Origin of the sequence: Salegentibacter sp. (genome assembly GCF_036568425.1) — a bacterium.
Classification (GTDB): domain Bacteria; phylum Bacteroidota; class Bacteroidia; order Flavobacteriales; family Flavobacteriaceae; genus Salegentibacter.
Window position 1 is genome coordinate 1 of record NZ_DATCSO010000052.1, and the last position, 10,786, is coordinate 10,786.

The following is a 10,786-nucleotide window of genomic DNA, read 5'->3' on the forward strand; positions in this document are numbered from 1 at the left end:
TGATTTCATAAACCTATAATAAATTGTATTTTTACCTTTTAAAAATTGAACGTAATTAATGGGTAAAATCATTGCTATTGCCAACCAGAAAGGCGGCGTGGGAAAAACCACAACTTCGGTGAACCTTGCGGCCTCACTTGGGGTACTTGAAAAGAAAGTTTTATTAATAGACGCCGACCCGCAGGCGAATGCTACCTCCGGACTCGGAATCGACGTGGAAGAAGTTGAGTTAGGCACCTATCAACTCCTGGAGCATTCTATTTCTCCGGAGGAGGCTATAATGCAAACCAATTCTCCCAATCTGGATATTATTCCTGCCCATATAGACCTGGTAGCGATAGAAATTGAACTTGTAGACCAGGAAAACAGGGAGTCTATGCTTAAAAAAGCCATTACTCCACTCAAGGAAAAATATGATTATATTCTTATCGATTGTGCTCCTTCCCTTGGTTTATTAACCCTGAATGCTTTAACTGCGGCAGATTCTGTGGTGATCCCAATCCAATGTGAATATTTTGCCCTGGAAGGTCTCGGGAAGCTACTGAACACCATAAAAAGCGTTCAAAAGATCCATAATAATAAACTGGATATTGAAGGTCTTCTGCTTACGATGTATGATTCCAGGTTGAGACTATCAAATCAGGTGGTAGAAGAGGTTCAGAAGCATTTTGGAGAAATGGTTTTTGATACAATCATTCAAAGGAATGTTCGTTTAAGTGAGGCCCCCAGTTACGGAGAAAGTATCATTAATTATGATGCGGGCAGTAAGGGAGCCAGCAATTATTTGAGTCTGGCACATGAAATTATAAAGAAAAACTCATAGAAAATGGCGAAAGCTACCAAGAAACAAGCTTTAGGAAGAGGACTTTCGGCGCTGCTGAAAGATCCGCAAAACGATATACAATCTGCAGAAGACAAGAACGCTGACAAACTGGTAGGCCATATTGTGGAACTTGAACTGGAGGCCATTGAGGTGAATCCATTTCAGCCACGAACCAGTTTTAATGAAGATTCTCTAAAGGAACTCGCTTCCTCCATCAATGAATTAGGAGTAATTCAACCGATTACTGTTAGAAAGCTGGATTTTAATAAATATCAGCTAGTATCGGGAGAACGCCGATTCAGAGCTTCCAAAATTGTTGGGTTAAAAACCATTCCGGCGTATATCCGGATCGCCAACGATCAGGAGTCTCTGGAAATGGCTTTGGTTGAAAATATACAGCGCCAGGATCTGGATCCTATTGAGATTTCGCTTTCCTATCAGCGACTAATCGATGAGATCAATCTCACCCAGGAACAACTTAGTGAGCGGGTTGGTAAAAACCGCTCTACCATTGCGAATTATCTTCGTTTATTGAAGCTTGATCCAATCATTCAAACAGGAATGCGGGACGGTTTCCTAAGTATGGGCCACGGCCGTGCACTTATCAATGTTGAAGATCCTCAGCAGCAGCTGGATATTTATGAAAAAATACTTCAGAAATCACTTTCGGTAAGAGAAACCGAACAATTGGTTCGTGAGATCAATACCGGAGGAAAAGAAAAGAGCCCTGCCAGGACTTCTACCAGCGTTCCTAAAACCTATAAAAAAGGAATTAAAGAATTTTCAGAATACCTGGGAACAAAAGTAGATGTGAAATTAACCAGGAAAGGAAGCGGGAAACTAAGCATTCCTTTTAAATCGGAAGAAGACTTCAATAGAATCAAAAAACTCATCCAGGGTGAAGATTAAACATCTTTTCACAGCAGTAATGCTGATTTTTTTTTCTTTCCAGGGATTCTCCCAGGATAGCTTGATGGTAGATACCCCGCCTGCCGGGGAACTGCCCGCAGCTAAAGAAGAAATTGAACGGGATTACAAAGCTTACGACGCTCTCGCTCCTTCACGTGCTGCTTTTTACTCGGCAATTTTACCGGGGCTGGGACAGGCCTACAATGGCAGCTATTGGAAAATCCCTATCGCCTACGGGGGACTTGGAATAGGGGTCTATTTTTACATCAACAACAATAAAGAGTTTAACAGGTATCGCGACGCCTATAAAGACAGACTGGCGGGAAGAGTTGATGAATTTACGGTTAATGGTCAGGAAAGAGTTAGCGATGATGGTTTAATAAGGGCCCAACGTTTTTACCGCCGCAACAAAGAAATTTCTATTCTGGTAATTGCCGGAATTTATGCACTGAATATCATTGATGCCAACGTAGAGGCCCACCTGCAACAATTTAATGTTAGCGAGGAGCTAACGCTTTTGCCAAATATGAATTTTAATAGATTTTCTGGAAAGACACAATACGGACTTTCCTTGAATTATAATTTTTGATTATGAAAATTGCGATTTTAGGCTATGGGAAAATGGGTAAAACAATTGAAGAAATTGCCCAGGATCGAGGTCATAAGATTACTTTAAAGGTAGATGAAGACATAGATAGTTACGATCTCACCAATCTTGACGCCGATGTAGCTATAGATTTTAGTGTTCCCAAAGCCGCTTTTAAAAATATCACCACCTGTTTCGAGTTGGGAATTCCTGTGGTAAGCGGGACTACGGGTTGGCTGGACCATTATGATAAAGCAGTTGAAGTTTGTGAAAAACATGATACTGCCTTTTTATATGCTTCCAATTTCAGCATAGGAGTTAATTTGTTTTTCGAACTCAATGAAAAACTGGCGGGAATGATGAAAAACCTGGAAGAATACTCCGTAGAGGTTGAAGAGATACATCACGTACAGAAACTTGATTCGCCAAGTGGCACTGCTATTAGCCTGGCCCAGCAAATTATTGCTAACAATCCTAAAAAGATCGCCTGGCAACTGGATCATGCAGAAGATGATGAGATTCCTATTTACGCCAAACGGGAGTCCAATGTACCGGGCACCCATACAGTTTCTTATAAATCTGAAATTGATTCAATAGAAATCAAGCATACGGCCCATTCAAGGCAGGGTTTTGCTAAAGGTGCGGTGATCGCAGCAGAATGGTTAAAAGGTAAAGAAGGTATCTACAGAATGAAGGATGTTCTATCCGAAATTTTAAAATAATGTAACAATTTAGGGCCTTATAGCTCTAATAAAGCAAAACATTTCATTTATGACCTTTACGCAATGGTTTTTGTTTTTCCTGCTCATACAGGTAATCCATTTCCTGGGAACCTGGAAATTATATAAAAAAGCAGGTAGGCAGCCCTGGGAAGCTGTAATTCCTGTTTATAATGCAGTGATCTTAATGAAAATAATCAACCGACCCTGGTGGTGGGTTATTCTGCTTTTCATCCCTATTGTGAACCTTATTATGTTCCCGGTAATTTGGGTGGAAACCATTAGAAGTTTTGGACGACATAGCACTACAGACACCTTTTTAGTTATCCTGACCCTGGGATTTTATATTTACTATGTTAATTATGCTACTGACGTAAAATATATTGAAGACCGTAGCCTGAAACCCAGGACAGAAATAGGTGAATGGGTGAGTTCTATTTTGTTCGCTGTAATTGCCGCTACCATTGTGCATTCTTATATAATGCAGCCCTTTACTATCCCTACCTCTTCCCTAGAAAAAACCTTGCTGGTAGGAGATTTTCTGTTTGTAAGCAAATTTCATTACGGGGCTCGCTTACCACAAACAGCGATAGCATTTCCAATGGTGCACGATACTATCCCGGTACTTGGAGTAAAGTCGTATCTCAATAAACCACAGATTCCTTATACCCGTTTGCCCGGTTTTCAGGAGATTAAGCGGAATGATATTGTAGTCTTCAACTGGCCGGTAGATACCGTTAAACAATTTTTTGATCGTTCGGGGGAGCGTTATGATAAACCGATAGATAAAAAATCCAATTATGTGAAACGAGCGGTTGGGATTCCCGGGGATTCCCTGCGCATAGTAAATGGAGAACTGTACGTCAACAATGAAATCCTTCAATTACCCGAGCGTGCAAGAACCCAGTTTTCGTATGCAGGAAAAACCAATGGTCAGGGTTTTGATCCCAGATTCCTATATGAGGAGTATGATATCACCGATGGCTTTTATTACAATCCCAACAACAACGAATTTTTCTTCAGAGCGCTAACAGAGAAAACCTATAACCGCCTTCGGAATCATCCCAATGTAGATTTTATCCAGCGGTATATTGACAGCTCCAGCACAGCCTCAAAAGGGATATTCCCTAATAACGGAAAATTACCCTGGAACAACGATAATTTTGGACCGGTCTATATTCCGAAAAAAGGAGACAAGGTAGAGTTAACGGCAGAGTCTGCGCCTTTCTACAGGCAAATAATTGAAACCTACGAAGGTTTGGAAATGGGCGAACCAAAAAGCCTAAGCCTCAACGGAACTCAGGTTCTGATTAATGGAAAACCAACAGATTCCTACACCTTTAAGCAGGATTATTACTGGATGATGGGAGACAATCGTCATAACAGTGAAGATAGCCGTTCCTGGGGTTATGTACCGGAGAACCATGTGGTAGGCAAACCTGTATTTATCTGGATGAGTTGGGATGCCAATGCCAACGGAATAATGAATAAAATACGTTGGGATCGGGTTTTTACTACAGTAAAAGGTGATGGAACGCCGGTTTCTTACCTTCCATATTTCCTTATCCTCCTGGTAATAATCTTTGCTTTTAATTACTTTAAAAAACGAAGAGAAAATTCTTAAAATGAAGGATGTTTTATTACACCCTGCCTATTTCGGGCCCATTTCACAATTTGTAGCATTAGCAAAAGCTGAAAAGGTGGTTTTTGAGAACGAAGATAATTACCAGAAGCAAACTTTCAGGAACCGGATGTACATCTACGATTCCAACGGAAAATTGCTGCTCAATATCCCCATTAAACATCGCTCAGCTATTACAGGTGAACCCAAAATGGCAGGGAAACATCAGCTTTATAAAGAAGTACGCATAGAGAATGAATTCGAGTGGCAGAAACAGCACTGGCGCGCTTTAAAATCTTCCTACCAAACCTCCCCTTTCTTTGAGTTTTATGAAGATGAATTGCATCCACTCTATCACAAACACTTCAAATTCCTCATGGATTTCAATTATGCCTGCCTGGAGTTTATTACCGAATCTATTCAGCTGGAACCTGACATCAGCAAAACTTCAGAATATATCAGGACCCCTGATGATATAATTGATTTACGTTCATTGATAAAGGCAAAACAGAAAACTGAATTTCAACATACCCCTTATACCCAGGTATTTGAAAATAAACACGGTTTTATCCCAAATTTAAGCATCCTGGATTTACTCTTTAATGAAGGGCCTAACAGCCTACAATACCTGGAAAATCAGGATTTTAGAGCTGAAGCCTGGTTATAATCGGGTAATGATCTGAAAACTTTACTTTAAAACGTTCATACGACTGAACCTCTATGGAATTTTCGATGAGTAAAAAATCTATTCTAAGCGGGAAGTAACTCAGCTTAAAGGTCTCCCCAAATCCCGATCCTGCTTCAAGAAAAGCATCCTGAAAACGTTTCTCAGCTTTTATTTTCTCATAAATATAGGAAAAGACAGTATTATTAAAATCTCCTACAATAAGGGTTTTAAAAGGTGATTTATTTACTTCCTCCATCAACATTTCGGCCTGGTCCTGCTGCATTGCAAATCCGGCTCCTATTCTGCCAAAGAGTTTTCTGGAATCTTCTTTCTGAAGTTCATCAATTTCAGGTTTAATATTCAGGGACTGGAAATGAACATTAAAAACACGAATAGTATCCTGTTTCACCACGACATCTACATAAGTGGCATTATTGTTCCCCTGCTGTGGAAAATCGAGAGAATACTTATTAATGATTGGGTATTTTGAAAAAATCGCAGAGCCAAACTCATCATTTTTATTTTTCAGCTTGATATAATGATGCGGATAATCGCGACGTATTCCTGAAGCGCCAATATAGTATTCCTGCATTGCCAGGATATCGGGCGATTGTTTATTTACAAAGCCAGTAATCTTTCCGGGAATATCAAAATCATCAACCCAGTTATAGGCATTGAACATGCGCACATTATAGCTCATCACCGATAGCTGATTATCGTCCTGCTGATTTTCCTCAGTAGAAAACTGATATAATCCGGTAACATAATTGAACCCCAAAAGCAGCACAATTAGGGAAAGGAGAAACTGTCTTTTTAATCGAATTAGCCAGTAAACAAAAAATACAAGGTTTAGTATGATTAACACCGGTACTCCGAGACTAAGAACCGAAAGCAACGGAAAAGATTTTGGCGGAATAAAGGCCAGCAAATACGACAATAACAAAGCAGTGGCCGCCAGGGAGTTTAATAGAAAAACAATTTTATCTAAAAACCCGAGTTTTTTCATCAGTCTTCTTTTCCGGCTTTAAACAAAAAGTCTTTCTCTTCTTTGCTAAGGCTGTCATACCCACTTTTGCTTATCTTATCGAGTATATTATCAATACGTTTTTGTTTCTCGTTCTTGTTCATCCTCGTAGCCGAAGTGCTGCGTTTCCTGGTAGCTGAATTATCTTTTCCCTTACGATAAACGGTTTTCATCTTAGCCTTTTTGGGAGAAGATGAAAACATAGAGGCAAAAGAATCCATGATCTTTTCAAACCAGGCACCAATATCATTTCCTTTCTGAAGCTGGGTAGTATAAAAATAACCGAGCAAAGCCCCGCCCAGATGCGCCAGGTGTCCACCGGCATTACCCATAGGAATTTGAATAACATCAAGCAAAACCAGGAAGGCTGCTATATACCAAAATTTTATGCTGCCAATAAGCATCAATCTTACCCGCATATTAGGAATATAGGTAGCAATCCCAACCAAAACGGCCATAACTCCCGCTGAAGCTCCCATAAGATAAGATCTTCCCGTAGCTGCGAATGCAGGAAAAAGATTATAGCTAAGCATATATACCAATGCTCCCAGAATTACCCCCAGAAAGAAATAATTTAAAAGCCTTTTGGGAGAAAAATAATTCAGGAAATAGATTCCGGAGAAATAAAGAATGAGCATATTGGAAAGAATATGCCATATCCCACTATGTAAAAAGGCATAGGTAATAATACTCCAGGGTTTAAAAATAAACTCTCCGGGTTCTTTGGGAAATACTAACCATTCCATAAAAAAGTTGGAAGGAAACTGAAACAGGAAAGCAATAGTCCTAAAAAGGTACATCAACACAAACAGCAGTACATTTATAGCGATAAGCTTTTCAACTACCGTGGCGGTTTGCAGTTTATATTTAAATTTATCTAAAGCTTTCATTAATCCCAACGATTTTGATTAAACTGGTTCTTCTTCCAGTACCACATCATTATAAACCCGAAAAGGGCTCCACCTACATGGGCAAAATGTGCAATTCCTCCGCCGAATATCGAATATCCGGTAAAACCGGAGAAAAGGTCTATCCCAATTAATGCCGGAATAAAATACTTTGCTTTAATCGGTACCGGCACAAAGAGTAAAAACAACTGCACATTTGGGAACATCATCCCAAAAGCGACGAGAATGCCGTAAATAGCTCCTGAAGCTCCCACCGCCGGCGTATTAAAGCTCACATAAAGATCTTGCAGCGTTTCTTTGGAAACCGATTCCAGGATGGCAGTAGAATACTCCCCGGTTTTCAACATATTTTCTACTTCCCCCATCGTCATTCCGGCATCAAGTAGCGCATTATAGCCGGTCTGATATTCAAAGTAATTCACTAAGGTATGCAATAAAGCGGCTCCCAGCCCGGCTGAAAAGTAAAAGAACAGAAATTTTTTCTGCCCCAGCATTTGCTCAATAGGTCCGCCAAAAGCCCATAGTGCATACATATTAAACAGAATATGAGTGAGCCCGCCGTGCATAAACATATGAGACAGCACCTGCCAGATCCTGAAATTTTCATTTTCAACAAACCATAAGGAGAATAGTTGATAGGCATAATTTCCTAAGAACTGACTCCCAATAAAGAAGATTATATTAATTATTAAAAGGACCTTAACCGTCTCTGTAATTCTTCCCATTTACATAAATTTTTTATCCAGTTCGTCTACTGTAAGGGTTATAAAAACCGATCTGTTCGAGGGGCTCAGACTCGGTTCCTTACAGGCAAACAAACGGTTAACGATATGTTGTTGCTCGGTATTGTTCAACAGCATCCCTGATTTCACCGCCATTCCTTTAGCCAGCGATCTTGCCAGTAAATCGGTTTGAGAAAAGCCATTGTTGGGCACTTCATTTTCCAAATCTGAAAACAGTTGCTCCAGCAACATCTCTACTTCGCTCTCAGAAATTAAAGTAGGTATCCCCGATATTTCTACGGAATCTCTTTCCAAGGAGGAAAATACAAATCCGGTTTGTTCCAGCGATTCTTTTATTTCCCCGAGCATTTCCATCTCGTGGGAAGAAAACTGAAGCCTCAGCGGAAATAATAATTGCTGGCTCACCGCTGCCGAAACCGTAATGTTTTTCAGCAATTCTTCATAGAGTATTCTGGTATGCGCCCGATGCTGGTCTATAACCAGAATACCACTTTTTAGGGTGCTTACGATATATTTTTTCTGAAGCTGAAAGGTGGATTTTTCCGGTTCTGATTCAGAAGAATCAAATAAACTCCCAGTAACTTCTTCACTTTCAAATTCGATATGCCTTACCTCCTCTTTTTCTATGGGCTCATCCTGCATTCCAGAATACAAACTTTCCCACTTTCCTGCCGGCTCTTTTCTGAAGGTTCCGGGCTTACTCCTCCCGGAGCTATTTTCCTGCCTGAAAGGATTAAAATCCCGGTCTACTTCCACCCCGGGGACGCTAGCTTCCCTGTTCTTATAATCGTAAGGCGTATCTAAGTTGGCATCCCTTTCAAAATCGAGTACCGGTGCTACATTAAACTGGCCAAGGCTGTGTTTAATAGCACTCCTCAAGATTGCATAAAGTGCATGTTCATCATCAAATTTGATCTCCGTCTTGGTAGGATGTATATTAATATCAATACTTCGTGGGTCCACTTTCAGGTATAGAAAATAACCAGGATAAGACTTCTCCTTCAGTAAACCATCAAAAGCGGCGGTTACCGCATGATTGAGGTAAGGACTTTTGATAAAGCGGTTATTTACAAAGAAGAACTGCTCTCCCCTGCTTTTCTTGGCAAACTCAGGTTTACTAACAAAACCTGAAATCTCTACGAGCTCGGTTTCCTCGTTAACGGGGACAAGTTTTTCATTGGTTTTACCTCCGAATATATTGGTTATTCGTTGTCTGAAATTGGTTTCGGGCAACTGAAACAATTCGCTGCCATTATGAAAAAGGTCAAAACTTATTTGTGGATGAGCAAGAGCCACCCGTTGAAATTCATCAATAATATGCCGGGTTTCCACCGCATCAGATTTCAGGAAATTGCGGCGGGCCGGAATATTATAAAACAGGTTTTTCACGCTTATGGAAGTTCCCTGGGGAGTCACACAAGCTTCCTGAGAGCTCACTTCACTACCCTCAATTTTAATAATGGTACCTACTTCACTTTCTTCATCTTTGGTCTTTAATTCTACGTGGGCAATAGCTGCAATAGAAGCCAGGGCCTCACCTCTAAAACCCTTTGTGGTAAGACTAAATAGATCTTCAGCTGATTTTATTTTGGAGGTGGCGTGGCGTTCAAAGCTCATCCTCGCATCGGTAAGGCTCATTCCAATCCCGTTATCCACGACCTGGATCTGGGTTTTTCCAGCATCCTTGATTACCACCTGAATTCTCGTAGCCTGTGCATCTATAGCATTTTCAAGCAGTTCTTTAATTACAGAAGCTGGTCTTTGCACTACCTCCCCGGCCGCAATCTGGTTAGCTACATGGTCTGGTAAAAGTTGAATTACATCACTCATTAGCGAGCATTCGAAAAGATGGACAAATCAAAATCTATTATCCACAGGAAGATAAGCAGCAGGATTGCAATGATGATCAAAACCCGGGTATTAATTTCACGGTTCCCGCGGTTACGGCTGGATTTACGCGCATCGGCCCAATGAGAACCAAAATCTATGGCGTTGGTGGTTTCTTTATATTTATGAAATTTAGAATCAAACTTATAAATATTACCGGTGTCCTTGCCTTTATAATAACGGGGAGTGTAATTATAACGGGTATTCTTTTTTATTTTATTTAGTCCAATCTTCAAAACAGGCTGCTTTATATATAAAAATCAAATTTACTCAAAAAGCTACGAAATTCCGAAGCTCAGTGTCTTAAAGATTATCACAATAATAGTGCCGACCCAGGTTCAGGTTTGGTATCGAAAATAAAACATCAGAACCTTGAGTCCTTGCGAAGTTGTGCCATCTTGATAGCCGCAATAGCAGCTTCGGTACCTTTATTCCCGTGTTTTCCCCCGCTACGGTCTATAGACTGCTGCATATTATCATCGGTAAGTACGCAAAAAATTATGGGAGTATCATTTTGTACATTAAGGTCTTTAATCCCTTGTGTGACACCCTGGCATACGAAATCAAAATGTTTTGTTTCCCCCTGAATTACACTACCAATGGCGATAATGGCGTCCAGCATATCGAAGCTTTCCTGCATTTTTTTGCAGCCGTAAACCAGTTCAAAACTCCCGGGTACATTCCAGCGGGCAATCTTCTTGGGGTCTACCCCATTCTCAATTAGCGCCTGGTATGCCCCGTCATAGAGGGCTTCGGTAATATTATCATTCCATTCTGAAACAACAATCCCAAACCGGAAGTCTTCCGCGTTTGGGATTGTGTCTTTATCGTAAGTTGAAAGATTCTTTCCTTCAGTAGCCATATAATTAGTTATTAGCCTGAGCCTGTCCTAAATACAC

The 10,786-nt window shown here is 40.5% G+C and carries 12 protein-coding genes; 6 read left to right on the plus strand and 6 right to left on the minus strand.

Going from position 1 to position 10,786, the window contains the following annotated elements:
- Positions 1-58: 58 nt before the first annotated feature.
- From VIM94_RS05230 to VIM94_RS05255, 6 genes are read left to right on the plus strand one after another with little or no spacing between them, the layout of a single operon-like run.
- Positions 59-823, plus strand: coding sequence for an AAA family ATPase (locus VIM94_RS05230; RefSeq protein WP_332038236.1), 765 nt, complete (start codon positions 59-61; stop codon positions 821-823).
- Between the two features lie 3 nt (positions 824-826).
- Positions 827-1,732 carry a ParB/RepB/Spo0J family partition protein gene (locus VIM94_RS05235; protein WP_332038237.1) on the plus strand — a complete coding sequence of 302 codons (906 nt, stop codon included), beginning with the start codon at positions 827-829 and terminating at the stop codon, positions 1,730-1,732.
- Positions 1,722-2,321 carry a DUF5683 domain-containing protein gene (locus tag VIM94_RS05240; protein ID WP_414707153.1) on the plus strand — a complete coding sequence of 200 codons (600 nt, stop codon included), beginning with the start codon at positions 1,722-1,724 and terminating at the stop codon, positions 2,319-2,321. Before VIM94_RS05235 ends, VIM94_RS05240 begins: the two co-directional genes overlap by 11 nt.
- A 2-nt stretch (positions 2,322-2,323) precedes the next feature.
- The gene (gene dapB, locus VIM94_RS05245; protein ID WP_332038238.1) at positions 2,324-3,040 is read left to right on the plus strand and encodes a 4-hydroxy-tetrahydrodipicolinate reductase; all 717 of its coding nucleotides are present in this window, start codon (positions 2,324-2,326) and stop codon (positions 3,038-3,040) included.
- Between the two features lie 49 nt (positions 3,041-3,089).
- Positions 3,090-4,661, plus strand: a complete 1,572-nt coding sequence (gene lepB, locus VIM94_RS05250) for a signal peptidase I (protein WP_332038239.1) — start codon at positions 3,090-3,092, stop codon at positions 4,659-4,661.
- Between the two features lies 1 nt (position 4,662).
- Positions 4,663-5,325, plus strand: coding sequence for a WbqC family protein (locus VIM94_RS05255; RefSeq protein WP_332038240.1), 663 nt, complete (start codon positions 4,663-4,665; stop codon positions 5,323-5,325).
- On the opposite strand, the gene VIM94_RS05260 is transcribed toward VIM94_RS05255, so the two are convergent.
- The 6 genes from VIM94_RS05260 to ribH form a co-directional block, all read right to left on the minus strand.
- On the minus strand, positions 5,303-6,331 hold the full coding sequence (locus VIM94_RS05260; RefSeq protein WP_332038241.1) for an endonuclease/exonuclease/phosphatase family protein: 1,029 nt from the start codon (positions 6,329-6,331) through the stop codon (positions 5,303-5,305). The two genes, VIM94_RS05255 and VIM94_RS05260, sit on opposite strands and share 23 nt — an antisense overlap.
- Entirely contained in the window at positions 6,331-7,239 is a 909-nt protein-coding gene (locus VIM94_RS05265; RefSeq protein WP_332038242.1) for a rhomboid family intramembrane serine protease, read from the minus strand. Before VIM94_RS05265 ends, VIM94_RS05260 begins: the two co-directional genes overlap by 1 nt.
- Entirely contained in the window at positions 7,239-7,982 is a 744-nt protein-coding gene (locus VIM94_RS05270; RefSeq protein ID WP_332038243.1) for a rhomboid family intramembrane serine protease, read from the minus strand. Before VIM94_RS05270 ends, VIM94_RS05265 begins: the two co-directional genes overlap by 1 nt.
- Positions 7,983-9,830, minus strand: a complete 1,848-nt coding sequence (gene mutL / locus VIM94_RS05275; RefSeq protein WP_332038244.1) for a DNA mismatch repair endonuclease MutL — start codon at positions 9,828-9,830, stop codon at positions 7,983-7,985.
- Positions 9,830-10,123: a hypothetical protein gene (locus VIM94_RS05280; protein ID WP_332038245.1), complete on the minus strand. Its 294-nt coding sequence runs from the start codon at positions 10,121-10,123 to the stop codon at positions 9,830-9,832. The genes mutL and VIM94_RS05280 overlap by 1 nt, the downstream gene beginning before the upstream one ends.
- Before the next feature lie 128 nt (positions 10,124-10,251).
- Complete coding sequence (ribH, locus tag VIM94_RS05285) at positions 10,252-10,749, minus strand: 6,7-dimethyl-8-ribityllumazine synthase (RefSeq protein WP_332038246.1); 498 nt, start codon at positions 10,747-10,749, stop codon at positions 10,252-10,254.
- Positions 10,750-10,786: the final 37 nt, after the last annotated feature.

Bases quoted from the DNA above. Each gene is read 5' to 3' on its own strand.
- VIM94_RS05230 (WP_332038236.1), top strand. From the start codon at position 59: ATGGGTAAAATCATTGCTATTGCCAACCAGAAAGGCGGCGTGGGAAAA.
- VIM94_RS05235 (WP_332038237.1), top strand. From the start codon at position 827: ATGGCGAAAGCTACCAAGAAACAAGCTTTAGGAAGAGGACTTTCGGCG.
- dapB (WP_332038238.1), top strand. From the start codon at position 2,324: ATGAAAATTGCGATTTTAGGCTATGGGAAAATGGGTAAAACAATTGAA.
- lepB (WP_332038239.1), top strand. From the start codon at position 3,090: ATGACCTTTACGCAATGGTTTTTGTTTTTCCTGCTCATACAGGTAATC.
- VIM94_RS05255 (WP_332038240.1), top strand. From the start codon at position 4,663: ATGAAGGATGTTTTATTACACCCTGCCTATTTCGGGCCCATTTCACAA.
- VIM94_RS05260 (WP_332038241.1), bottom strand. From the start codon at position 6,331: ATGAAAAAACTCGGGTTTTTAGATAAAATTGTTTTTCTATTAAACTCC.
- VIM94_RS05265 (WP_332038242.1), bottom strand. From the start codon at position 7,239: ATGAAAGCTTTAGATAAATTTAAATATAAACTGCAAACCGCCACGGTA.
- VIM94_RS05270 (WP_332038243.1), bottom strand. From the start codon at position 7,982: ATGGGAAGAATTACAGAGACGGTTAAGGTCCTTTTAATAATTAATATA.
- mutL (WP_332038244.1), bottom strand. From the start codon at position 9,830: ATGAGTGATGTAATTCAACTTTTACCAGACCATGTAGCTAACCAGATT.
- ribH (WP_332038246.1), bottom strand. From the start codon at position 10,749: ATGGCTACTGAAGGAAAGAATCTTTCAACTTACGATAAAGACACAATC.